Origin of the sequence: Rhizobacter sp. J219, from assembly GCF_024700055.1 — a bacterium.
GTDB lineage: Bacteria > Pseudomonadota > Gammaproteobacteria > Burkholderiales > Burkholderiaceae_C > Rhizobacter.
Map to the genome: position 1 here is coordinate 4,060,931 of NZ_JAJOND010000001.1, position 23,518 is coordinate 4,084,448.

Annotated in this window: 24 protein-coding genes; 14 read left to right on the forward strand and 10 right to left on the reverse strand. The window is 69.4% G+C overall.

What is annotated here, in order from left to right:
* Positions 1-65 precede the first annotated feature (65 nt).
* Positions 66-3,311 carry a PAS domain S-box protein gene (locus LRS03_RS19220; protein WP_257827533.1) on the forward strand — a complete coding sequence of 1,082 codons (3,246 nt, stop codon included), beginning with the start codon at positions 66-68 and terminating at the stop codon, positions 3,309-3,311.
* 25 nt (positions 3,312-3,336) lie between these two features.
* On the opposite strand, the gene LRS03_RS19225 is transcribed toward LRS03_RS19220, so the two are convergent.
* Complete coding sequence (locus tag LRS03_RS19225) at positions 3,337-4,122, reverse strand: SDR family NAD(P)-dependent oxidoreductase (RefSeq protein WP_257827534.1); 786 nt, start codon at positions 4,120-4,122, stop codon at positions 3,337-3,339.
* 142 nt (positions 4,123-4,264) lie between these two features.
* Between LRS03_RS19225 and LRS03_RS19230 the strand changes: the two genes are divergently transcribed.
* Positions 4,265-5,065, forward strand: a complete 801-nt coding sequence (locus LRS03_RS19230) for an alpha/beta fold hydrolase (RefSeq protein WP_257827536.1) — start codon at positions 4,265-4,267, stop codon at positions 5,063-5,065.
* A 3-nt stretch (positions 5,066-5,068) separates the two neighbouring features.
* Here LRS03_RS19230 and LRS03_RS19235 read toward each other — a convergent pair whose 3' ends face one another.
* Positions 5,069-5,872: an IclR family transcriptional regulator gene (locus LRS03_RS19235; protein WP_257827537.1), complete on the reverse strand. Its 804-nt coding sequence runs from the start codon at positions 5,870-5,872 to the stop codon at positions 5,069-5,071.
* 193 nt (positions 5,873-6,065) lie between these two features.
* Between LRS03_RS19235 and LRS03_RS19240 the strand changes: the two genes are divergently transcribed.
* The 3 genes from LRS03_RS19240 to LRS03_RS19250 all read left to right on the forward strand — a co-directional run bounded on the left by LRS03_RS19240 (position 6,066) and on the right by LRS03_RS19250 (position 7,987).
* On the forward strand, positions 6,066-6,932 hold the full coding sequence (locus LRS03_RS19240; RefSeq protein ID WP_257827539.1) for an SDR family NAD(P)-dependent oxidoreductase: 867 nt from the start codon (positions 6,066-6,068) through the stop codon (positions 6,930-6,932).
* A gap of 8 nt (positions 6,933-6,940) precedes the next feature.
* Complete coding sequence (locus LRS03_RS19245; RefSeq protein ID WP_257827540.1) at positions 6,941-7,468, forward strand: carboxymuconolactone decarboxylase family protein; 528 nt, start codon at positions 6,941-6,943, stop codon at positions 7,466-7,468.
* Between the two features lie 168 nt (positions 7,469-7,636).
* A complete protein-coding gene (locus LRS03_RS19250; RefSeq protein WP_257827541.1) occupies positions 7,637-7,987 on the forward strand; it encodes a DUF2845 domain-containing protein in 351 nt (116 codons plus the stop codon).
* Positions 7,988-8,000: 13 nt separating this feature from the next.
* Here the strand turns inward: LRS03_RS19250 and LRS03_RS19255 are convergent, their stop codons facing one another.
* Positions 8,001-8,825, reverse strand: a complete 825-nt coding sequence (locus LRS03_RS19255; RefSeq protein WP_257827542.1) for an N-acyl homoserine lactonase family protein — start codon at positions 8,823-8,825, stop codon at positions 8,001-8,003.
* 121 nt (positions 8,826-8,946) lie between these two features.
* Here LRS03_RS19255 and LRS03_RS19260 point away from each other — a divergent pair, with 121 nt between their 5' ends.
* The 6 genes from LRS03_RS19260 (at position 8,947) to LRS03_RS19285 (ending at position 12,886) form a co-directional block, all read left to right on the forward strand.
* Positions 8,947-9,771 (forward strand): M90 family metallopeptidase, encoded by an 825-nt coding sequence (locus LRS03_RS19260; RefSeq protein ID WP_257827543.1) that lies wholly within the window; start codon positions 8,947-8,949, stop codon positions 9,769-9,771.
* Positions 9,772-9,861: 90 nt separating this feature from the next.
* Positions 9,862-10,524, forward strand: coding sequence for a DUF6502 family protein (locus tag LRS03_RS19265; protein WP_257827544.1), 663 nt, complete (start codon positions 9,862-9,864; stop codon positions 10,522-10,524).
* Positions 10,502-10,792, forward strand: coding sequence for a hypothetical protein (locus LRS03_RS19270; protein ID WP_257827545.1), 291 nt, complete (start codon positions 10,502-10,504; stop codon positions 10,790-10,792). Before LRS03_RS19265 ends, LRS03_RS19270 begins: the two co-directional genes overlap by 23 nt.
* Complete coding sequence (locus tag LRS03_RS19275) at positions 10,789-11,994, forward strand: DUF5666 domain-containing protein (protein WP_257827546.1); 1,206 nt, start codon at positions 10,789-10,791, stop codon at positions 11,992-11,994. Before LRS03_RS19270 ends, LRS03_RS19275 begins: the two co-directional genes overlap by 4 nt.
* Positions 11,991-12,488, forward strand: a complete 498-nt coding sequence (locus tag LRS03_RS19280; protein ID WP_257827547.1) for a response regulator — start codon at positions 11,991-11,993, stop codon at positions 12,486-12,488. Before LRS03_RS19275 ends, LRS03_RS19280 begins: the two co-directional genes overlap by 4 nt.
* Positions 12,485-12,886 (forward strand): hypothetical protein, encoded by a 402-nt coding sequence (locus tag LRS03_RS19285; protein ID WP_257827548.1) that lies wholly within the window; start codon positions 12,485-12,487, stop codon positions 12,884-12,886. The genes LRS03_RS19280 and LRS03_RS19285 overlap by 4 nt, the downstream gene beginning before the upstream one ends.
* Before the next feature lie 105 nt (positions 12,887-12,991).
* On the opposite strand, the gene LRS03_RS19290 is transcribed toward LRS03_RS19285, so the two are convergent.
* Positions 12,992-14,131 (reverse strand): ABC transporter substrate-binding protein, encoded by a 1,140-nt coding sequence (locus LRS03_RS19290; protein WP_257827549.1) that lies wholly within the window; start codon positions 14,129-14,131, stop codon positions 12,992-12,994.
* A 236-nt stretch (positions 14,132-14,367) separates the two neighbouring features.
* Between LRS03_RS19290 and LRS03_RS19295 the strand changes: the two genes are divergently transcribed.
* The gene (locus LRS03_RS19295; protein WP_257827550.1) at positions 14,368-14,904 is read left to right on the forward strand and encodes a hypothetical protein; all 537 of its coding nucleotides are present in this window, start codon (positions 14,368-14,370) and stop codon (positions 14,902-14,904) included.
* 21 nt (positions 14,905-14,925) lie between these two features.
* Here the strand turns inward: LRS03_RS19295 and LRS03_RS19300 are convergent, their stop codons facing one another.
* From LRS03_RS19300 to LRS03_RS19310, 3 genes are all read right to left on the reverse strand, one after another.
* The gene (locus LRS03_RS19300) at positions 14,926-15,558 is read right to left on the reverse strand and encodes an FMN-binding negative transcriptional regulator (protein ID WP_257827551.1); all 633 of its coding nucleotides are present in this window, start codon (positions 15,556-15,558) and stop codon (positions 14,926-14,928) included.
* Positions 15,559-15,639: 81 nt separating this feature from the next.
* Positions 15,640-16,113 carry an OsmC family protein gene (locus tag LRS03_RS19305; protein WP_257827552.1) on the reverse strand — a complete coding sequence of 158 codons (474 nt, stop codon included), beginning with the start codon at positions 16,111-16,113 and terminating at the stop codon, positions 15,640-15,642.
* A gap of 113 nt (positions 16,114-16,226) precedes the next feature.
* On the reverse strand, positions 16,227-17,255 hold the full coding sequence (locus LRS03_RS19310) for a caspase family protein (RefSeq protein ID WP_257827553.1): 1,029 nt from the start codon (positions 17,253-17,255) through the stop codon (positions 16,227-16,229).
* Positions 17,256-17,500: 245 nt separating this feature from the next.
* Here LRS03_RS19310 and LRS03_RS19315 point away from each other — a divergent pair, with 245 nt between their 5' ends.
* On the forward strand, positions 17,501-18,277 hold the full coding sequence (locus tag LRS03_RS19315) for a porin family protein (protein WP_257827554.1): 777 nt from the start codon (positions 17,501-17,503) through the stop codon (positions 18,275-18,277).
* 186 nt (positions 18,278-18,463) lie between these two features.
* Here the strand turns inward: LRS03_RS19315 and metE are convergent, their stop codons facing one another.
* On the reverse strand, positions 18,464-20,749 hold the full coding sequence (gene metE, locus LRS03_RS19320) for a 5-methyltetrahydropteroyltriglutamate--homocysteine S-methyltransferase (protein ID WP_257827555.1): 2,286 nt from the start codon (positions 20,747-20,749) through the stop codon (positions 18,464-18,466).
* 99 nt (positions 20,750-20,848) lie between these two features.
* On the opposite strand from metE, the gene LRS03_RS19325 reads away from it, so the two are divergent.
* Positions 20,849-21,772 (forward strand): LysR family transcriptional regulator, encoded by a 924-nt coding sequence (locus LRS03_RS19325; protein ID WP_257827556.1) that lies wholly within the window; start codon positions 20,849-20,851, stop codon positions 21,770-21,772.
* A 101-nt stretch (positions 21,773-21,873) separates the two neighbouring features.
* Here LRS03_RS19325 and LRS03_RS19330 read toward each other — a convergent pair whose 3' ends face one another.
* Positions 21,874-22,836: an MBL fold metallo-hydrolase gene (locus tag LRS03_RS19330; protein ID WP_257827557.1), complete on the reverse strand. Its 963-nt coding sequence runs from the start codon at positions 22,834-22,836 to the stop codon at positions 21,874-21,876.
* Positions 22,837-22,925: 89 nt separating this feature from the next.
* Positions 22,926-23,501: a helix-turn-helix domain-containing protein gene (locus LRS03_RS19335; protein ID WP_257827558.1), complete on the reverse strand. Its 576-nt coding sequence runs from the start codon at positions 23,499-23,501 to the stop codon at positions 22,926-22,928.
* Between the last annotated feature and the right edge of the window lie 17 nt (positions 23,502-23,518).

Here is a 23,518-nt window from a genome sequence, read left to right on the forward strand (position 1 = left end):
ACGCCCGTGCAGAGCGCGGGACACTTGCGGCTGGCTGTGGCGCGTGGGCGCGTCGCGGCCGCTGCATGAAAGAAGTACATAACACGTCCGAGGGAAGTGCCTTCGCGGCTTCGCGAGAAGGCCTGAATGCCACGATCGCCCGCCTGTTCTTCGGGTTGGGCTGCGGCATGTCGCTGGTGGGCGCACTGGCCTACGGGGCGCTCGACCTCCACCTCGAACCCGGCATGCAGACCCTGCTGGTCGTGGTGTGCGCGGTGCTGGCGTTCGTGTTCGCGCTGGCGATGGGCTTGCTGCAGCGCGTGCCGCTGGCGACGGTGATGCTGGTGGTGGGCTGGAGCGGCGTGACGGTGGTGGCGCTCACGGCGGTGGGCGTGGGCGAGGGCGTGCGCAGCCTGAGCCTGGGCTTCTTCGGGCTGATGGTGTGCCTGGTGACGGTGCTCACCAGCCTGCGCGCCGGGCTGCTGCTGGCAACCGGCTGCGTGGCGGCCATCGCGGCCCTCACCTGGGCCGAGTCGGTCGGCCACTTGCCTGGTGTGCGGGCGCTGCAGCGCAACCCGACCGCGCTGCATGTGGTCATGCACCTGATGCTGCTCGCCACCGCGGTGGTGGCTGGCACGCAGATGTCGCGCATGATCAGCCGCGCGATGCGCGACGCGGAAGAGCGCCAGGAGCGCTTTCGCAACCTGCTCGCCATCGCCGCCGACTGGTACTGGGAACTCGACGCCGACCTGCGCTTCAAGCGCATCGACACCCACGTGCACTCCAGCGCCGGCCCCGCGGCCGAGGCGCGCATCGGCCAGCGCCCGTGGGAGAGCCCGCAGCTCGACATGGACCCGATCACGCTTGACCTGCACCGCCAGGACCTGCAGGCACACCGCCCCTTCAGCGACCTGCCGGTGCGCTACCGCACGCCCTCGGGCCGGCTGCTGCACTTCAGCGTGAGCGGGCGCCCGCGCATCGACGCCGACGGCCGCTTTCGAGGCTATTGGGGCGTGGGCCGCGACATCACACCCGAGGTGCAGGCACGCGAAGCGCACCGCGCCAGCGAGACCCGCTACCGCGAGCTGTTTGCGATGTCGCCCACGCCGCTGGTGCTGCATCGCGACGGCATCACCATGCTCGCCAACGAGGCCGCCGCGCGCCTCTTCGGTTTCGCCAGCGCCGAGGCGATGAGCGGATTCGATCTGGCGCAGCTGTACCCGGTGTCGCAGCGCGGGCTGTTGCACGACCGCATCCGCGTGCTGCACACCTACCCCATCGGCAAGACGCTGGAGCTCGCCGAGGTGCAGCTGCATTCGATCGACGGCCGCCGGCTCACCGTGCAGGCCAGCGGCTCGCGCGTGAGCACCAGCGACGGCACCGCCATCCTGTCGATGTACTTCGATGTGACCGAGCGGGTGAGCACCGAGGCACAACTGCGCCGCTCGCAGGCGATGCTGTCGCACCTCTTCGCGACCAGCCCCGACTTCATCACGCTCTCCGACATGGAGACCGGTGTCTACGTGATGGTCAACGACAGCTTCACCCGCATGTTCGGCTACACCGCCGGCGAGGTGGTGGGTCGCAGCGCGCTCGAGCTGGGCATCTGGTACGAGCCGGCCGACCGCCAGAAGATGGTGGCCGAGCTGCGGGCGCACGGCGGTGTGAACGAGATCGAGACGCTCTTCGTGCACAAGTCGGGCGCGCCGCTCGCACTGATGATGTCCGCTGGGCGTTTCACGATGGATGGGCGCGACTACCTCGTCGTCAACGGCCGTGACATGACCGAGGTGCAGCGCACCCGGCTAGAGCACGAGGCCATCCTGAAAAACGCGTCGATCGGCATCGCGCTCACGCGCAACCAGCGCTTTCTGCAGGCCAACCCCCGCTTCGAGCGCATGTTCGGCTGGGCGAGCGGCGAGCTGGTCGGTAAGCCCGGCCTGGTGGTCTGGGCGACCGAAGACGACTACGCGGAAGTCGGCCGCTTCGCCGGGCCGTTGCTCGCCGAAGGCAAGCCGGTGGAGCTGGAGCGCCAGATGCTGCGCCGCGACGGCTCGCTCTTCTGGTGCCGCCTGCTGGCTCAGGTGGTCGACCCGGGGCACCCGAGCATGGGCGGCACGATCTGGATCGCCGAAGACGTGACCGAGCGCCGCCAGATCGAACAGGCCCTCGCCGCCGCCCGCGACGTGGCCGAGGCGGCCTCACGCGCGAAGAGTGCCTTCCTCGCCAACACCAGCCACGAGATCCGCACGCCGCTCAACGGCCTCTTGGGTCTGGCGAGCCTGGCGATGCAAAAGGGCGTCGACGAACAGCGCCGCCTGCAGTACCTGGAGCAGATCCAGGACAGCGCGCAAAGCCTCTCCGGCATCATCAGCGACATCCTCGACCTGTCGAAGATCGAGGCCGGCAAGTTCAGCATCGAGGCAGTGCCGTTCAACCTGCGGCAGCTGCTGAAGGCGGTGCACCACGCCTACCAGTCGCTCGCCACGGCGCGCTCGCTGCAGTTGCAGCTCGACGTCGCGCCCGGGGTGCCGACCACGGTGCTCGGCGACCCGGTGCGGCTGCGCCAGATCCTCAGCAACTACATCACCAACGGCTTGAAGTTCACCGAGCGTGGCGAGGTGCGGCTGGAGGTGGCGATGTCGACGCACCCAGAGCGCGCCGGCCAGGTGCGCTTCACTGTCAGCGACACCGGGCCGGGCATCGACACCGCGACACAGAAGCGACTGTTCCAGCCCTTCACACAGGCCGACGATTCGACGACGCGGCGCTTCGGCGGCACCGGGCTGGGCCTGTCGATCTGCAAGGAACTGGCCGAGCTGATGGACGGTGCGGTGGGTGTCGACAGCACGCCCGGCATCGGCAGCCGCTTCTGGGCCGAGCTGCCGCTGCCCGTGACGGACCTGCCGGTGATCGACCCGCGCGTGGAGGCCGCGGACATCCAGCGCCTGGAAGGCCTGCGGGTGCTGCTCGTCGAAGACAACCCGGTCAACATGATGATCGGCGTGGCCATGCTCGAGCAGTGGGGCGTGGAGGTGACGCAGGCCATCGACGGCGCCGAAGGTGTGGCCGCGGTCGAACGGGCGCAGGCGGCGCAGCGGCCGTTCCACGTGGTGCTGATGGATGTGCAGATGCCACGCTTGAGCGGGCATGAGGCGGCGCGGCAGTTGCGCTGCCTGTATGGCCCGGAGGAGCTGCCGATCATCGCGTTGACGGCGGCGGCGCTGGTCTCCGAACGCGAAGAGGCGCTGGCGTCGGGGATGAATGACTTTTTGACGAAGCCGATTGATGTGCACAAGCTGCGCTTGGCATTGATACGGGCGGTGGGGTGAGGCGGTTCGCCGCGGTGCGCAGAGGTCACATCTTCGGCGGCACCACCGGCAACGATGACGACAGCCCACCGTCCACAGGCAAGGCCTGCCCGTTCACGTACGACGCCTCGTCGCTGGCGAGGAACAGCGCCGCATGCGCGATCTCGTGCGGCAGGCCGCCCCGGCGCAGCGGGTTGAGTTGGCCGATCTTGTTCTCGGTGCCGCGCTCGCGGGCGCGGTCGAACACCGGCTTGGTCATCCCCGTTTCGATCAGCCCCGGGCAGATCGCATTGATGCGCACCCCGGTGCCGCCGAACTGGTTGGCGCTCGTCTGCACGAGGCTGATGACCCCGGCCTTGCTGGCGCTGTAGGGCGGTCCGCCGGCCCCCGAGCGCAGCCCGGCGACCGACGCCGTGCAGATGATCGAGCCGTGCCCGGCCGGCACCATCACCCGCGTGGCGTACTTGATCGCGAGGAAGGTGCCGATCAGGTTGATGGAGAGGATGCGCGTCCACTCCTCGACCGTCCACTCGTCGAAGGCGCGCAGGCCGCCGCTCACGCCGGCGTTCGCAAAACACACGTCGAGCCCGCCATGGTGGCGTACTGCGGCTTCGATGTAGTCGGCGACGTCGCTCTCTTGCGAGGTGTCGCGCTGGAGCGCGAGGGCCGTGCCGCCGGCGGCACGGATGTCGGCCACCGTGGCCTCGACTTCCGGCGCGCGGTCGACGGCCACGACCTTGGCGCCGTGCTCCGCAAAGAGCTTGGCGGTGGCGCGGCCGATGCCGCTGGCGGCACCGGTCACGACGGCGGATCGGCCTTCAAGACGTTTCATGGATGCTCCGTACCAATGTTTCCAAGCCGCCAAGCATAGGCCGACGGGCTGCCGACAGGCCCCGGTGCGATCCCGAGGCGAGGTGTCGTGCAGGCGACGCGAAACTGCTTTAGTATGATGATCATCATTCAAAGGAGCCGCCGTGAACGACACCGTCTTGAACCTCGATTCGGCCCTCGATCCCGCCATCGAGCGCGCCGCCCTGGCTTTCCTCACCCCTGCGCCGGCGGCCAAGGCGCCCTCGCTCGACTTTCTGCCCGGGGCCCGCCACCGCCGCATCGACAGCCCGAGCGGCCCGCTCGCGGCGGCCGAGTGGGGCGACGGGCCGGCGGTGCTGCTGCTGCACGGCTGGGAAGGCAAGGCGAGCGACCTCGCGGCCTTTGCGCCGCCGCTGCTCGCCGCCGGGCGCAAGGTCATCGCGCTCAACCTGCCGGCGCATGGCGAATCTGCGGGCGAGCGCACCTCCATCCCGACCTCGGCGCGCGCCATCGCGGCGGCGCAGCAGGCGCTGGGCCCGCTGCAGGCGGTGGTGGCCCATTCGGTGGGCACGGCGGTGATGGTGGAAGCGGTGGCGCTCGGCCTGCCGGTGGAGCGGCTCGCGCTGATCTCGGCGCCGGCGCGTTATGCGATGTATGCGATGGGCTTCGCCGCGCAAGCCGGGCTGTCACCCGCGCAGACGGAAGCGATGCTGCAAGCGCTGCGCGAAATGGGCGTCGACGTGCATTCGATCTCGACCCCGCGGCGTGCCGCCTCGCTGCGGCAGCCGGTGCTCTTCGTGCACTCGGCCGACGACCGCGTGGTGCCGATCGGCGATGCCGAGCTGAGCCGCTCGAAGTGGGCCGGCCCGGCCGAGCTGCTGCGGCTCGATGGGCTGGGCCACCGCCGCATCCTGCAGGCACCCGAGGTGGTGGCGGCGGTGACGGCGTTCGTCACCGCCAGCTGAGGCTCAGCCGGCCAGGCGTTGCCCGCTCGTCGCCGGCCACTGCCCGCCCAGGGTGCGGGTGGCGGTTTCGGCGGCGGTGAAGAGCAGCGAGTTCATGCGCTGCACGGCGAGGTCGGAGAAGCGCTCCAGCGGGCCCGACAGCGACAGCGCGCCCAGCAGGATGCCGGCCGGGCCGAACACGGGTGCTGCGACCGCGCCGCACAGCGGGTCGCGCTCGCCGAACGAGTTGTGCAGGAGCGGCGTGTCGCCCGCCACGTTGAGCCCGCCGGCGAATGCATGCAGCACTTTGCCGGCGGCGCCCCGGTTGAGCGGCAGCACGTCGCCCGCGCGCACACGGTCGAGCGTGGAGTGCGCCGAGTCGATGCGGAACAGGCACAGCCGCGAATCCTTGCCATGGCGCACGTGGAACGACGGGCTCTCGGTGCCTTTGCTCACCAGCCACTCCAGCACCGGCTGCACGCCTTCCTTCAGCCCGTAGGTCTGTTCGAACGAGCGGCCGAAGAGAAAGGCCAGCGGCCCGAGCGCATAACGCTTGTCGCTGCGGTGAACGACGAGCCCGGCGCGCGCCAGCGAGGCGAGCAGGCGCAGCAGCGTGCTCTTGTACATGCCGGTGCGGCGCGCCAGCTCGGCGAGCGTCAGCGGTGCGCTCGCGCGGGCCAGCGTGGTGGCGATGGAGAGCGCGCGGTCCACCGCGGCCACGCCGTCGGCAGGCGCCGAGGGCGGAGGCGCGACGGTGGGAACGTCGTGGGCTGCTGCGGCCGTGGCAGCGGCGGGTGTGTGGGTGGGGGGCGTCAGGACCTGAGACACGGAGACCTCCGAATACAGCGGCGTGGTGAGGCACGATGCTGTTCTGCTAAGTGGAATTTAGGTTCTCTTTATTTCCCCAGTGTGCGGCACTGCCCGAGGTGCGCGTTCCCTGGGTGATCCCTATTGACCTGCCGGCCGGCTGGATCAGATTCGAAGATGCACGATGGCCTCACCCCCTCCCTCACGACAGTCCATGAGCGACCTTCCCGCCCGCGGCCTCACGCAACGCGACCCGGCCCGCCACGTCTTCGACGAAACCCTGGGCCGCGCACCGGCACGCGGCCGCATGCAAGGCCGCTCGGTGCTGGTGGTCGGTGCCGGCCAGCAGGTGGTGCCCGACGACCCGCATCCGCCCACCGGCAACGGCCGCGCCATCGCGGTGCTGCTGGCGCGAGAAGGCGCGCACGTGGCCTGCCTGGACCGCGACGCCGCGGCCGCACAGGCCACCGTCGACCTGATCCAGCGCGAAGGCGGCCGTGCCTTTCCGGTCATCGCCGACGTCGCGCAGCCGCCCGAGATCGAGCGTGCGGTGCAGGAGTGCCTGAGCGCGATGGGCAGACTCGACGGCCTGGTGATCAACGTCGGCATCGGCGGCCCGCCGCTGCTGGCCGGCCAGACCCCGGACGCGTGGGACGCCGCGATGGCCGTCAACCTGCGCGCCCACATGCTCTTCTGCCGCGCCGGCCTGCCGGTGATGGCGCCGGGCAGTTCGATCGTCTTCATCTCGTCGACGGCGAGCATCCGCCCCGGCACGCGCATCCCGTCGTACGACACCTCCAAGGCCGCGCTCGCCGGCCTGTGCCGCCACGTCGCGCTCGAAGGCGAAGCCCTCGGCGTGCGCGCCAACGTGCTCGCGCCTGGCCCCATCGACACACCGCTCGGCCGCAACGCGAGCGCGCGCCGCCCCGCCCGTGCCGCGCAGCGCCTGCCCTTCGGCCGCGAAGGCACGGCATGGGAGGTGGGCCATGCGACGCTCTTCCTGCTGTCGCACGAAGCTTCGTTCATCAACGCGCAGGTGATCGTGGCCGATGGCGGCATCACCGGGCTGCAGCTTCGATAGGAGTCGAGATGCCCCGCATTCCCTACATCACCGACGAAGAGGCCGGCCCGCCGGAACTCGTGGCTGCCATCAAGGCCCGCCGTGGCGGGCGCCTCGCCGAGCTGGACCGGCTGCTGCTCTACAGCACGCCGTTTGCGACCGGCTGGGGGTTGATGATGGGGCGTGTGCGCACCGAACTCTCGCTGTCGCCGCTGCTGCGCGAGATCGGCATGCTGGGCGTGGCGGTGATCAACGGCGCCGAGTACGAGTTCCACCACCACAGCCAGCCTTTTCTGGACGCCGGGGGCACGCCGGCGCAGCTCGATGCGCTGCGCCGGCTGCCGGCCATCGACGAGACGCTCTTCAACGCCACCGAGCGTGCCGCGCTGCAGCTCACGGTCGAGATGACGCGCGACGTGAAGGTGGCCGACGCCACCTTTGCCGCGGCCCGCGCGGCGCTCGGCAACGACACGCACCTCGTCGAACTGATCGCAGTGATCTCGTCCTACAACATGGTGTCGCGCTTCCTCGTGGCGCTGGAGGTGACACCCGACTAGGCTGCTGATTCAGCGACATCTTCTTCCGCCTCACGCGTGAGGGAGATCGGTGGACGGTTGGGCATCTTTGCGCGGGATTTACACACCCGACGCATTCGCTCGCCTGCCGGTCGGCGAGCATTGCGGTTCGCACGTTTCAGCCCGTGTGCCACCGCGTTTGGAGCCCGCATGAACCCGATCACCCCCGTCGCCGCACTCTTTGTCGCCGCCGCGCTCGTGCCCGGCGCGGCGCACGCCCAGTCGATGCGCTGCAAGAACGACCTCGCCAACGTCGGCGAGGGCAAGGCCTCGGTGCTGCAGAAATGCGGCGAGCCGGTGCACCGCGAATCGTTCTGCAAGCCGGTCGCACGCACGACGGACGCAACCGGTGGGGCCGGCGGCACGACCGTCGTCAATGTCACGCCCTGCGAGACGGTCGACGAGTGGACCTACAACCCTGGCCGGGGCCAGTTCATGACCACGCTGCGTTTCGAGTCGGGCAGGCTCGCCGCCATCACCTACGGTGACCGGGTGAAGTGAGCGGCCCGCAGCGTCACTTCGCCGCGGCCGGGAAGGCCGGCAGCTTCGCCACGTCGCGTGCGTCGTGCTGCAGCACAACGGTGGCCTTGAGGCCGGCGGCGATCTTCTTGAAGCGGTCGAGCGAGGCGAGCGTTTCGGCGCGGCTGGTGTTGAACGAGGGCACGCCGTTGCTCTCGTAGTTCTCGTGGAAATGCGCGAGGTCGCCGGTGATCAGTACGGGGCCGGTGTCGCGCAGCTTGACCAACAGGCTGTGGTGGCCCGGGGTGTGGCCGGGCGTCGTGAGCATGATCACGCGACCGTCGCCGAACACGTCCTTGTCGAGCGGCACGGTTTCGAGCTTGCTGCCGCCGGTGAGCCAGGGCGTGAGGAACGCCGGGTTGGTGCCCACGGGCTTGGGCGACGAGACCACCTCCCAGTCGCCCTTGCCGATCAGCAGCGTGGCCTGCGGGAACGATGACGCCTGCCCGATGTGGTCGTTGTGGTAATGGCTGATGCCGAGGAACTTGATCTGCTCGGGCTTGATGCCACGCTGCGCGAGCTGGTCGACCAGGCTCACCTTCGGCGCGGGCGCGCCGGCGCTCATCGAGTGGCCGCTGTCCCACAGCATGTACTCGTCGCCGCGCTGGATCAGATAGCAGCTGAAGACGAAGGGCACCTTCTTGCCATCCATCGCGAAGGTGTCGGAGAAACGGCCCACGTCGTTGGTGACGCCGGTGCCGCACTCCAGGCGCGACAGGCTCAGCTCGGGGCCGGCGGGGCTCGCTGGCGGGGTGGCGGTCTGCGCGCAGGCCGACAGGGCCAGGGCCGCGAGGGCCAGCGAGGTCGTGAGGTGCTTCATGCGGGTCTCCTTCCAGGGACGGGGGCAAGACAACAACCGGGCCGGCCGCACTGTAGTCGCAAGACTTGAAACCTGCAGGACGGGACCCAGCTACTCCCTTCCTTGTTGCTGGGGCCCGCGCGTGACCTTGTTCTTCGCCTTCGGCGTGATGGCCCTGCTCGTCGCATGGTTCGCCGGCCAGCCGCTGTGGACGGCGCTGCGCCGGGCACGCATCCGCCGCCGGCCCTTCCCGCCCGCGTGGCGCGAGATCCTGCGCCGGCGCGTGCCGCAGGTGCGCCACCTGCCGGCCGACCTGCAGCTGCAATTGAAGAAGCACATCCAGGTCTTCGTTGCCGAAAAACCCTTCATCGGCTGCGCCGGCCTCGACGTCACCGACGAGATGCGCATCACCATCGCCGCCCAGGCCTGCCTGCTGCTGCTCAACCGCCGCCGGCCCGGCTACTACCCGCAGTTGCGACAGGTGCTGGTCTACCCCGGCGCGTTTGCGGTTGACCGGGTGCACGCCGATGGCAGCGGCGTGCTGCAGGAGCAGCGGCTCGCGCTGTCGGGCGAGTCGTGGTCGCAGGGCCAGGTGATCCTGTCCTGGCAGGACACGCTCGACGGCGCGGCCGAGCCCGCCGACGGGCAGAACGTGGTGATCCATGAATTCGCCCACCAGCTCGACCAGGAAAACGGGGCCGCCAATGGCGCCCCGCACCTGCCCACGCGCCGTGCCCGCGAGCGCTGGGTGCAGGTGATGACGGCCGAGTTCGACCGGCTGCAGTCGGCGGTGGCGGCCGGCATGCCGACCCTGCTCAACCCCTACGGCGCCACCAACCCGGCCGAGTTTTTCGCGGTCGCAAGCGAGGTGTTCTTCGAGCAGCCGCAGGCGCTGGCCGAGCAGCACCCGGCGCTCTACGACGAGCTGGCGCGCTGCTACCGGCTCAACCCGCTCTCCTGGTCGTAGGACAAAAGGCACTGCACCGAGGGCAAACCCATGAATGTGCAAAAAGCACATTCAGGTAAAGTGGCCTTCCCGTGGCCCGCTGTGCCTCCCTTGTTCATTGACGACCATCCATCGCCGTCTTCCGCGCCCTCGGCCGCACCCGACCTGTCGCCGGTGCTGGCCGCCTGCCGGGCGCTGCTGACCCCGCTGGCCGAGCTGGCGATTGCGCGGGGCCTGCACCACTCGGACCTGGACGAACTGCTGCGTGCCGCCTTCGTCGAGGCCGCCCTCGCCGCCCATCCCGACGTCACGCCCCACCGCGCGGTGAGCCGCGTCAGCACCGCCACCGGGCTGCATCGCCGCGAGGTCAACCGCCTGTTGCAGCGCGAGCCCGTGCTGGAGGCCAAACGCACACCGGCTACGCAAGTGTTCACTCGCTGGCTGAGCGACCCGGCCTGGCGCGACCAGACCTCGCTGCCCCGCCAAGGCCCGGGGCCCAGCTTCGAAACCCTGGCGCAATCGGTGACCAAAGACGTGCATCCGCGCAGCCTGCTCGAAGAGCTGTGCCGCCTGGGGCTCGCGCGCCTCGACGAGGCGAACGACCATGTCGAGCTGTTGCGCGAACGTTTCACCCCCGCCGGCGACGAGCCGCGCATGCTGGGCTTCGTGGCCAGCAATGTGGGCGACCACCTGCGGGCGGCGGTGAGCAACGTGCTGTCGGCACAGCCGCAGCACCTGGAGCAGGCGGTGTTTGCCGACGAGACTCTCGGCTGAGTCGGTGCAGGCGCTGCAGCCGTTGATCCGCGAGCAGTGGGCGCAGCTGCTGCGCGCGCTCGCGCCGATGCTGCAGAAGGCGATCGACGACGACGCCGCCAGCGGCCGCACGCAAGACCGGCGGCTGCGCGTCGGCCTCTACGGCTACCACGCGCCGATGCACGGCGATGCAAGCACCGAGGCCGAGCCGGCTTCCCTCAAGGACCAGGATGACAAGGCGCCGCGTCGCGCCGCGGCCCGCAAGGCCGCACGAAGGAGTACCCCATGAAGCGCCTGCGGTTCCAACGCCCTTCGCCCACCGCGGCGCTGTCGCTCGCGGCGGTGCTGGCGCTCCTCCTGCTGGCGACGGTGCTGCCCGGTTGCGGCGGGGTCGACAGCGGCGGCACCGGCCAGACCGTGGAGCGGCCGACGACCGCGTCGGGCCGCGTCACCGGCTTCGGCTCGGTGATCGTCAACGGCATCCGCTACGACGACAGCCAGGCCACGGTGGTCGACGACGACGGCGTGACACGCCCGCGCACCGACCTGCGCCTGGGCATGGTGGTCGAGGTGCAGGGCCGCGTGCGCGGCAACTCGGGCCAGGGCACGGCCAGCCGCATCCAATTCGGCCACGAGATCGCCGGGCCGGTGGAGTCGGTCGACCTGCCGGCATCACGTCTGGTGGTGCTGGGGCAGACGGTGCAGGTCGACGTCGACACGCTGTTCGACGGCTACCCCGCGGGCCTGGCCGATGTGCTGGCCGGCCAGCTGGTGGCCGTGCACGGCTTCTACGACAGCAGCACCGGCCGCTACACCGCCACGCGCATCGAGGCGCGCAGCACGCTCGGCCAGTACACGCTGCGTGGCCGCATCAGCGCCTTGCAGGGTCCGCCGACACGCACCTTCTCGATCGGCGGCGCGCTCATCGACTACGGCGCGGTGGCGCCGGGCTCGCTGCCCACGCTGGCCAACGGGCTGTCGGTGCGGGTGAGCCTCAACACCACCCAGGTGTCGGGCCGCTGGGTCGCGACCTCGGTGCACACCTCGCAGCGCAACTTCCCCGACCGCGAAGAGGCCGAACTCGAAGGCTTCGTGAGCGGCTATGTGAGTGCGGCGAGTTTCTTTGTCGCCGGCGTGCCGGTGGACGCGAGCGGCCCCGGCGTGCGGGTGCGCCGCGGAACGCTGGCCGATCTGGCCGACGGCGTGCGGGTCGAGGTCGACGGTGAGATGGTGGCCGGCGTGCTGGTCGCCACCGAACTCGACTTCAAGCGCGGCGGCGACCAGGAGTTCGAGCTGCACGGGCCGATCGAATCGGTCAACGTGGCAACGCAGACCCTCGTGCTGCGCGGCGTCACCGTGGCGTGGGACGGCAACACGCAGTTCGCGGCTGGCAATGCGGGCGATCTGGTCGTCGGTGCGCTGCTCGACGTGCGAGGCGCCCCGAGCGGCGGGGTGCGCATCCAGGCCCGATCGATCCGTTTCGAACGATGAAGACCGACCCCCATTCCTTCGCGCGCCGCGTGCCACTCTGGCACGAGCGGCACGATGCGCCGACCTTCGCCGCGGGCAGCCGGCGCCCGCATGTGCTGGTGGTCGAAGACGACCCGGTGCAGGCGCTGCTGCTCACCCTCATGCTCGAACACCACGGCGTGGAGGCCACGCTTGTCACCGATGGCGAACAGGCCGTCGAGGCAGTGAAGGCTGGCCTCTACACCTTGGTGTTGATGGACTACCGGATGCCCGTGGCCAACGGCATCGAGGCCACGCGCCTCATCCGCGGCTGGGAGCGCGAGCACCATCGGGTCCCGACGCCCATCATTGCCGTCACCGCCAGTGCGATGGCCAAAGAATGTGCGGCCTACCGCGCCGCGGGGATGGATGATGTGATCCTCAAGCCTTTTTCGGCCCGCGCCTTGGCCGACGTGCTGGCCCGCCACGGCTGTGCACGGCAACACGGCGCTTTTCTCCACGGAGCACTCTCATGAAGCAGTATCTGAAAACCTTGTTCCTCGCCGCGGCGTGGGTTGCGATGTCCTTCGGCGGCGCGGCCAGCGCGCAGACGAGCGTAGGCGTCTCGGTGCAGGTCGCCCAGCCGGGCGTCTATGGCCGAATCGACATCGGCAACATGCCGCCGCCGCCGGTGGTCTACGCCAAGCCGGTGGTGATTGCCCAGCCCGCAGTAGTGGTGCCGGCCCAGCCTGTGTACCTGTACGTGCCGCCCGGCCACCAGAAGAAGTGGTCGAAGCACTGCCACCGCTACAACGCCTGCGGCCAGCCGGTGTACTTCGTGCGCGAGAGCTGGGTGCACGAGCGCTACGAGCGCGAGCACGGCCACAAGCATGGCAAGAAGGACAAGTCGCACAAGGGCCACGGCAAGGACTGAACCTCGTCTGCGCGCGCCGGGCCGAGCGCCGGGCCGCTCCCAAGCCGGCCCGTCATCCCCTCGGGGGATCGGCCGATGTACCCATCGGCCGAGGGGCTGACACACTCAGCCGACGAGGCGGCCGTAGCGGTCGATCGCGATCAGGTCGACGTACTGCGAGCCCTGCGTCACGCCGGGCGCAAACTCGACGCGGTAGCCGCCGAGGTCGGTGCGCAGGCCGGCGATCGATTCCTTCAGGCGGGCGCGGCTCACACGCTCGCCGCCGCTCACCTTGAGCGCCGCCCGTGCCGCTTCGACGGCGGTGCGGCCGGCGATGTAGCCCTCCAGCGTGGTGATGCCGAGCTTGGCTTCACCGCCGAGGGCCGCGAAGTCCTGCCGGGCACGGCTCACCACGTTGGCGGCACCCGAGTTCGGGCGCGGTACCACCATGCTCATGATGCAGCTCTGCTTGCGCGCGGTGAGCGTGTCCATCAGGCCCTGCCCGGCGTACGACGAGGCGTAGAAGAGGCCGGGGAACTTGGCGTTCGACATGTGGTCGATGATGGTCGCCACCGGGCCGGCGTTGGCCGAGATCAGCACGATGTCGACCTTGGCCGCCATCAGCGAGGCCGCCACGTCTTCGAAGTTGGTGCCGGTGCGCTCGATGGCGATCGCCACCGTCGGTGTGATCTGCACCGCGTTCAGCGAATCCGTCATCACCTTCAGGTTGGCCGGCGAGGTGTCCTTCAGGTACACGTAGCCGATGCGGCGCATGCCGAACTCCTTGATGTAGTTCGCCATGCGCTTGTATTCGAGGTCGTAGCCGGCACGGGTATGGAACACCCCGCTCGACGGGCCGGTGCGCAGGCCCATGTTGCCGCTGGCCGTGCCGAGGAGCGCCATCTGTTCCTTGTGGGCCATCGGCACGCAGGCCTCGGCCGCGATGCCGTTGGTCAGGCCGACGATGGCTGACACGCCACCCTCGACCAGTGTGCCCACGTTCTGGATGCAGCGGTCTTTCATACCGCCGTCGTCGAGCGTCACCAATTCGAAGCGCGGGCTGCCCGGCACGGCCGAGGCGGCGGCAAAGGCGGCGGTGATGCCGTCGCGGATGTCACGCCCGTAGCTGGCCTGACCGCCCGTGAGAGACGCCGACTGGCCGAAGCGGATCACCGGCCCCGCTGCGGCCGGGCTGCCCGACCACGTTCCCAACATGCCGGCCGCGATGATTGCGGGGCTGCCCATCACCAGTTGTCTGCGCTTCATGTGAATTTCTCCCGTTAGGAACTCACATTTCGGTCGAGGCACCCGGCGGGTTGAGGGTTATGTACACATTGATACCTTCGTGTGAACTGGTTGCGCAAAGCGACACTTTTCGTCCATCGACTCCGACAAAACGCGACTTGCTGCGCACTCGCTCGGGGCCTCCTAAGGGTTTACGAATTGACACATTCGGCGGGCGGCGAAGACACTTTTCCCACCGCATCACCGAAGGAAGCGCCATGTCGAAAGCCACCCGTCTCGCCGCCGCCGCGACCCTGCTGGTGGGCGCCGTGTTCACGCTGGGCGCACAGGCCTTCGAGCTGCGCGGCTTTCGCGGTGTGCACTGGGGCGAAGGCGTTGACGCGCTGCGCGACGTGGGCCCGGCGCAGGTGGATGGCGACGTGGCCTGCTACCAGCGTGACCGCGAAAACCTGATGTTCGGCGACACCGAATTGAGCGGCGTGCGCTATTGCTTCCACCACGACCGGCTGGTGATGGTGATGCTCGACGCACCGGTGGCGCGTGAAGCGTTTTCGCTGGAATTCCAGCGCACCTACGGGCGCCCGGCCACGCACGGCCCGCGCGCCGACGTGTGGGGCGGCGTGCCCTCGACCACGCAGGCCGAGTTGGTCGCCCAAGGCGCCAAGGCCGCCCGCCTCACGATCACCGTGAGCCGCATCGAAGCCGACGCGGCCCGCCGCATGGTCAAGCTCGTCGACACCCTCGCCGCACCCGACGCCGCGCCCGCCCGGGTGGCGGCCTACAGCGCGCGCTGAGCGAGACGGCGCACGTCGGGGCTATCGCGACGGGGCGCGCACCACCCAGTCGGCCACGGCGGTGGCTTCCGGCCCGCGGCTGCGCAACCCGCTCGACACGCCCTCGCGGTTGGCCGCGGGGTGGTTCTGGCTCATCTTCCATTTGCCGCGCAGCGAGCTGAGCGGGATCTCGATGCCGACGATGCCGCGCAGCATCGCCTCCAGGTAGTCGGGCGGTGCATCGCTCAACTGCCACGGCACGGCCTGCGTCGCCTCGTGCCGCTGCGTGAGGCGGGTGACCAGCTCGCGCAGCCACGCCACGTCGTCGTGCACGACGAGCTTGCCGCGTGCCTGCACCACGATGTAGTTCCAGGTGGGCACCGCCTTGCCGTTGTCGGACTTGCTCGGATACCAGTTGGGTGAGATGTATGCCTGCGGGCCCTGGAAGACGACCAGCACCTCGCGGTCGGCCGCTTCCTTCCACACCGGGTTGGCGCGGGCCACGTGGGCGGTGAGCACTCCGGCGCCACCCGGCCGCGGGTCGTGGAGAAAGGGCACGGGGTTGGCGTCCAACCCCTGCGCGCCGTGGGTGATCAGCAGGCCCAGCGGGTGATCGTGCAGCAACTGCTGCAGCAGCTCGGGGCGGCTTTCATCGAAGTGGCTCGGGGTGTACATGTCAAGGCCGCCCGGCCGTCCGAAGGCATTGGCGCGCCCCTCGGGGGCCGCGAACGAAGTGAGCTTGGGGCTGTTTCATCTTCAGCCCGCGAGGCTCGGCTCGCAGCGCACCTCGCTCTTCACCGAGTTGGCGATGAAGCATTCCTCGTGTGCGCGGTGGTGCAGGTGCTCGTGCTCCTCGGGTGTCGGCTGCTTGCCCGCAAAGCGCACCGTCGGTCGCAGCGTGACGCGGGTGATGGCCATGCGGCCCTCGGCATTCGGCTCCATCACGCCGATCGCTTCGTCGCGGTAGCCGTCGACCACCCAGCCGGCGCGGCAGGCGATGTCGAGGAACCACAGCAGGTGGCAGCTGGAGATCGAGCCGATGAAGCTCTCTTCCGGGTCGACGGCCGCCGGGTCGGAATATGGCACCCGCACCGACAGCGGCGACGACGACGCCGGCATCACATGCCCGCCGTCGAAATGGATGTCGTGGCGGCGGCTGTACCGCTTGTCGCTGAAGGGCTGGTCGCCGCGCGCCCAGACGGTGGTGGCGGTGTAGACGTGGTCGGACAAGGGGGGGCTCCGGTGGATGAAATGACGCGAGCGTGCCACGTTACGCGATGGCCGGAGGCCGGCGGGCCCATTCGCGCCTGCTGCAGGGCCCGGTGCGCCGCCCCGTGTCAGCGTCAGAACGAGGGCACGACCACCGGCCGTGGTGCCGGCTTGGGCGCCGTGGTGCGAGTGGCCTGCGGTGCGGGCTCCGCGGGTGGTGGCACCGGCGCCGGCGTGGCGCGCTTGAGTTCGGCTTCTCGCAGGGCCAGCTCGGCTTGCGCTTTTTCCAGGGCCTCACGCTCCTTGCGCAGCCGCGCGGTCTCGGCCTGCTCGGTGGGGCTCGCGCAACCGGCAAAGCAGAACTCACCGGTGAACGAGCCGTAGCTGAACGGCACCTGGCGCTTGCCGCCCTGCACCTGGGTGTCGTTCTGCACGCCGGCCGAGACCTTCTTGATCATGGCCTCGACCGTCAGGCCGGGCTGCTTCATGTGGGTCAGCAGGTGCTTGGTGAAGGGGCTGTTGCGCTGGCCGCTCGGGCCGTCGGAGGCGGTGTCGTTGGCGGCGGTGGAGTAGAGCACCAGCGAGCCGGTGGGCGTGTCGCTCACGGCGGCCAGGCCGCGGTTGACGGCGCGCGTGAAGCCCCGGGTGAAGGGGCTGTTGCGGCAGGCGTCGAGGATGATGAAGCTGAAGTCGGCACGGGCCTCGTCGAGCGCGGCCATCACGTAGCGCAGGCTCACGGTCTCGTCTTCGACGTCTTCCTTCTTGTCGATGCGGGCGTCGGTGGGCACGAGGTAGTTTTCGCCGTCGATCTGCAGGCCGTGGCCGGCGTAGTAGAAGAGGCCGGCGACGCCGGTGCCGAGCTTGCTGGTGAAGTCTTGCACCGCGCGCTTGAAGTCGCGGCGGGATTTCAGGTCGCGCACGCAGAGCACCTCGAACTTGAGTTCGCGCAGCGCCTTGCACATGTCGTCGGCGTCGTTGAGCGTGTTCACCAGCACCGGCACGCCGGTGTAGCGGGCGTTGCCCACGACGAGTGCCACACGCTTCAGCTCGGCGGGCGCGGCGGCGGGGCGGGCCTGGGCCAGCGCCGTGGCCGGCGCCAGGCACAGCGCCGCCAGCCACGCGGCCGCGGCGCAAGCGGCGATCAAGCTTGTGTTCTTGCTCATGAGTTGCATCCCGGCGCACGGATCGGCTCGCGTGCGGTGATGGCCGATCCGGCTCTATCACGTCCCTGTATCAAAAGATATCCCAGACCTGCCGGTGTCGCATCCGCTTTTTTGAGGGGGAAGCTGACTTTCGTCACGCCTAACATCCCATTGGCTTGGACGCGTGGCCGTCGGATGCGCCAAGCCGCCGCTCGAAGCCGGCGCCGTGTCGGCTTCGCCCACCCCGTCTGTCGTTGGAGCCACTCATGCAAACAACCGATCGCTCTGGCCGGCGTGTGTCGCCGCGTCTTCCCACCCTCTGCGCCCTGACCCTGGCTTTCGCCGGCGCCGCCGTCCAGGCCCAGGAGTCCAACTTCGGCCTCAATTTCGGCACCAAGGTCTGGGTCGCCGACTGGTCCACCTGGTTCATCGAGGAAAACAGCGCCAACCAGGAGTTCGTCTCCCAGGAGTCGGCCAAGACCAAGGCCATGGTGATCCCGCAGCTGAGCTTTCGCTACCGCGACTTCATCGGCTCGGTGAGCGGGGCCGTCAACACCACCCACAGCTTCGAGCGCTTCGGCGGCCCGGCGGAGTTCAAGCGCCGCGAGGCCGACGTCAACTTCGGCTACCACATCACCCCGGGGCTGGCCGCCACGATCGGGTACAAGAAGTTCGACCAGATCACCGCCACCGGCGTCAAGATCTACCAGGTGTCAGGCCCCACCCTCGGGGTGAGCGCGGCCTCGCCGCTGTCGGGTGGTTTCTCGGTGTATGGGTCGTTGGGCATCGGCGTGCTCAGCATCAAGGGGTCGGAGGATGTGTCGGCCGACTACTCACTGAGCGAGGTGGGGCTGGGCTACACGCTGCCGCTCGGGCGCTTCGTCAAGGCCATCAACTTCAACCTCGGCTACCGCACGCAGATCATCAAGGCCAAGGGCATCAGCCTGAGCAGCGACACCACCGTGCCCACCGCGCCGGTCATCAAGCAGGATGCGCGTGACACGACTCAGGGCTTCACCCTGGCGGCGGTGGTGGCGTTCTGACGAGCCGTGTTGCGGAGGCGGGGAGGTTTCGGTGTGCGGGGTTTCGGAGGGGCATCCCGGGCGTGGGGTGGGTGACTCCGTTCATGTCCCCCTTCCTTGAGCCTCCCGGCTCAAGGAATTCCGCCTGACACTTCACTGCGTCACCCACCCCACGCCCGGGATGCGAGACACCGTGCCCTGGCGAGATCACGCCAGTTCTTTGCGCAGTGCTTGTGCTGCGTCCACCATGTGGCGCAGCGCCCCCCGCGTCTCGTCCCACCCCCGGGTCTTCAGGCCGCAGTCGGGGTTGACCCACAGGCGATCGTCGGGGATCACCTCGCGGGCCTTGCGCAGCAGGGCCAGCATCTCGCCCGCATCGGGCACGCGCGGCGAGTGGATGTCGTAGACGCCGGGGCCGATCTCGTTGGGGTAGGCGAAGTCGCCGAAGCCACGCAGCAGCTCCATCTGCGATCGTGAGGTCTCGATGGTGATCACGTCGGCGTCCATCGCGGCGATCGACGGCAGGATGTCGTTGAACTCCGAGTAGCACATGTGGGTGTGGATCTGCGTGTGGTCGCGCACGCCGCTCGCGCTGATGCGAAAGGCGCGTGCGGCCCACTCCAGGTACCTTGTCCAATCCGCGCGCCGCAGCGGCAGGCCTTCGCGGAAGGCCGGCTCGTCGATCTGGATGATGGCGATGCCGGCGGCTTCGAGGTCGTTCACCTCGTCGCGCAGCGCGAGTGCGAGCTGCAGCGCCACCTGCTCGCGCGGCAGGTCATCGCGCACGAAGGACCATTGCAGCATCGTCACCGGGCCGGTGAGCATGCCCTTCATCCAGCGCTTGGTGAGGCCTTGTGCATAGCGCGTCCACTCCACCGTCATCGGCGCCGGGCGCGCCACGTCGCCGAACAGCACCGGCGGCTTCACGCAGCGTGAGCCGTAGCTCTGCACCCAGCCGTTGTCGGTGAAGGCATAGCCCGAGAGCTGCTCGCCGAAATACTCGACCATGTCGTTGCGCTCGGCTTCGCCGTGCACCAGCACGTCCAGGCCCAGGGCTTCCTGCTCGCGCACGGCCTGGCCGATGGCGTCTTGCATCTGCTCGCGGTACAGCGCCTCGCGCAGCTCGCCGCGCTTGAAGCGGGCGCGGGCGACGCGGATCTCGTTCGTCTGCGGGAAGGAGCCGATGGTGGTGGTGGGAAAGGGTGGCAGCTTCAGGCGTGCGCGTTGCTGCACGCTGCGTTCGGCATACGGGTGCTGGCGCTCGGCGTCACCGGCCTGCAGCGCGGCGACACGGGCGCGCACCGCCGGCTGATGCACCTGCGGGCTGCTGCGGCGCGAGCGCTGGGCGGAGTCGCTCTCGTCCAGGGCCTTGGCTTCGGCCGCCTCGCCGTCTTGCAGCGCACGCTTCAAGGTGCCGAGTTCGGCCAGCTTCTGCACCGAGAACGCGAGCCAGCGCTTCACCTGCGGGTCGAGCCGGGCTTCCGGTGCCAGGTCGACCGGGCAATGCAGCAGCGAGCAGCTCGGCGCCAGCCACAAGCGCTGGCCCCAGCGGGCGTGCAGCGGTTTGAGTTGCGCGAGCACGGCACGCAGGTCGGCGCGCCAGATGTTGCGGCCGTCGATCACACCGGCCGACAGCACCTTGTCGCGCGGCCAGAGCCGCAGCGCGGCGAGCGCCTGCTGCGGGGCTCGCACCAGGTCGAGGTGCAGGCCGTGCACCGGCAGCTGGGCGAGCGCCGGCAGATGTGCTTCGACCGATTCGAAATAGGTGGCGAGCAGGATGCGGATGTGGGCCGGAGCCAGCGCCTCGTACACACCCGGCAGCGCCTGCACCCAGGCCGCGGGCAGGTCGAGCGCGAGCACCGGCTCGTCGATCTGCACCCAGGGCACGGCCCGCGCTTCGAGTGCCGCCAGCAGATGCCGGTAGACCGGCAGCAGACGCGGCAGCAGCGCGAGCTTGGCCGCGGCTTCGTCGGCCCCCTCGGGCAGACCGTGCATCTTCGACAGCCACAGGAAGGTCAGCGGCCCGATCAGCACCGGCTTCGGCGTGAAGCTGCGGTTCTCGACCTCGCGCACCGAATCGAGCAAGCCTTGCGCGTGCAGGCTGAACGATTGGTCGGGCGCGAGTTCGGGCACGAGGAAGTGGTAGTTGGTGTCGAACCACTTGGTCATCTCCATCGCCCCCTGCGCCGCGTTGCCGCGGGCCAGCGCGAAGTACTCCGCCAGCCCGATCTCACCCGGCGTGAAGCCGAACCGTGCCGGCACCGCACCGAACATCAACACATGGTCGAGCATGGTGTCGTAGAGCGAGAAGTCGCCGGTGGTCGCGAAGTCGAGGCCCGCATGCCGCTGCAGCAGCCAGTGGCGGGTGCGCAGCTCCTGCGCCATCTGCGGCAGCACCTCGGGCTGCGACTCGCCGCGCCAGTGGCGTTCGAGGGCGAACTTGAGTTCGCGTTGTGCGCCGATGCGCGGAAAGCCCAGGGTGTGCGTCTTCATGCCGGTCTCGTGGAATCCAAAGAGTCCGGATGCTAGGAACGCGGGCTCTATGATTCAAGCGAAAGAATTTCACCGAACGCTTGAATAAGATTCATACCCATGCCCACACCCCTCGAACTGCGCCACCTTCGCACCCTCGCCGTGCTGATGGAAGCACCCTCCTTGAGCGCCGCCGCCGAGCGGCTGCACCTCACGCAGTCGGCGCTGTCGCACCAGCTCAAGCTGCTGGAAGGTGTTTATGAACTCGAGCTGCTGGAGCGACGCACGCAGCCGGTGCGGCTCACACCCGCGGGGCTGCGCCTGGCGCAGCTGGGGCTGCAGGTGATGGATGCGGTGCAGGCGGCCGAGCGCGACCTTGCCAACATGGCCGGCGGCAGCGCGGGGCCGCTGCGCATCGCGGTGGAGTGCCACACCTGCTTCGACTGGCTGATGCCGGCGATGGACGCCTTCCGCCCGCACTGGCCCGAGGTGGAGTTGGACATCGTCTCGGGCTTCCACGCCGACCCGGTGGGGCTGGTCGTGAGCGACCGCGCCGAACTCGCGATCACCTCCGAGGTGGACGAGAGCGCCGGCATCGAGTTCGTGCCGCTCTTCCAGTACCCGATGGTCGCGGTGATGGCCAACGACCACCGCCTCACCTCGCGCGCGCACCTCACGCCGAAAGACTTCGCGGGAGAGACGTTGATCCACTACCCGGTGCCCGACGGCCTGCTCGACATCATGCGGGTGCTCGGTCCCGCCGGCGTGAACCCGCCGCGCCGCACCTCGGAGCTGACGGTGGCCATCCTGCAACTCGTGGCCAGCCGGCGTGGCATCGCGGTGCTGCCGAGCTGGAGCGTGCAACCTTACGTGGACCGCGGCTACGTCAGCACCCGCCCGGTGGGCAAACGTGGCTTGATGTCGCGCCTGCACGCGGCCCACCAGGCCGGCCTGTCGCAGCGGCCCTACGTGCGGGCCTTCGTCGAGACCTTGCGCGACACCAGCTTCCAGCTGCTGCCGGGGCTGGCGCGGCTATCGCCCTGAGTCGACGGGGGTTCTCGAGGCGGGCCGAGCGCCGGGCCGCTCCCAAGCCGGCCCGCATCCCCTCGGGGGATCGGCCGGTGTACCCGCCGGACGAGGGGCGGTCACTTGATCGGCGTGTAGTGCGCGGGCACGAACACGTAGCCCTTGCCGTCGGCGCGCAGGTGGCCGATGCCGGGGAAGGGCAGGTGCGCGCTGGCGACCCAGTAGCCGCCCTTGGCCGCATCGGCAAACGCCTTCTTGCGCTGCGCATAGGCCGCCTTCGAGTCGGTGTCGAACTGGATGGTGACCTCGGGCTTCGGGAATTGCACTGCCGCCACGTGCATCAGATCGCCCCACAGCACCAGCTTCTGGCCCTGGGACTCGACGCTGTACACCGCATGCCCCGGTGTGTGGCCGTGGGCGGCGATCGCCTTCACGCCCGGCACGATCTCGGTGTTGCCCTCGAAGGGCTTGAACTTGCCGGCGCTGACGTAGGGGCCGAGCGTCATCTGCGCACCCTGGAAGAACATCTTCATGCCCTCGGGCGCCTTGGCGAGGTTTTCGGCGCTGAGCCAGAAGTCGGCGTCGTGCTGGTCGGCCATCACGGTGGCGTTGGGGAAGGCGATCTTGCCGCCCTGGATGAGACCGCCGATGTGGTCGCCGTGCATGTGGGTGATGAGCACCACGTCGACCTGCTCCGGCTGGTAGCCCGAGGCCTTGAGGTTCGCGTGCAGCTGGTCGAGCCCGGGGCCGAAGAGCGTGGCCGCGCCGGCGTCGATCAGCACCAGCTTGCTGCCGGTGTTGATGAGGTAGGCGTTGACCGAGGTCGGCACCGAGTCGCTCAGGAAGGACTTGGCGAGCAGCGCGCTCACGTCCTTGGGCTTGGTGTTGGTGAGCAGCTTGTGCGGCTCGAGGTTGATCACGCCGTCGAGCAGGGCGGTGACCTCGATGTCGCCCAGCATCATGCGGTACCAGCCCGGCGCCTGGGTCTTGACCTGTGGCGCACCGGCGTGGGAGGCGGTCGAGAGCAGCAAGGCCCCGGCAAGTGCCGCGATGCCGCGGCGAAGCAATCCAGCAAACGTCATGGTGAGTCCCTCTTGGAGTTGTGAGTGGGGACGCGAGGATAGGCGGCGCGCGCTAATCCGCAATGACAACAGGGCTGCGCGAAAACCGGCTAAACGCCGGCTTTGGCCAGCACCACGACGGACACCCCCTGCGCCGCCACCAGTGCATCGGCGTTCTGGTACGAGTGCGGCAGGTTGCCGGGAAAGGCCAGCACCTCGCCGGCGTCCAGCGGGTAGCGTTCGCCGGCCACGCTGATCACCACCCGGCCGTGCAGGCAGGTGAAGAACTCGCGTGTGCCCGGCAGGTGCGGCGTGCCGGCCATCACGGCGCCGGGGGCGAAGTCCATCACCTCCATCATCTCGTCGGGCACTGGCTCGGGCACCAGTTCGCGGATGGTGACGCCGCGCCCCTTCTGCCGCTTCGCCACCTCGCTGGCCGACCAGTGCCGCACCAGCGCCCGCGGCGAGGCCAGCAGCTCGTCGATCGGCACGCCCAGGGCACCGGCCACCTTCACGAGCACCGCGAGCGACGGGTTGCCTTCACCCGACTCCAGGTTGGCAATCGTCGAACGCGGCACCGCGGCCGATCGGGCCAGCTGCTCCTGCGTCAGCGAGCGGGTGTGGCGCAGCGCGACGAGGTTGCGCGCGAGGTGGGCAGGGATCGAAGACGGGTCGTCGGCGGGCATGGTGGGCCGCATTGTCC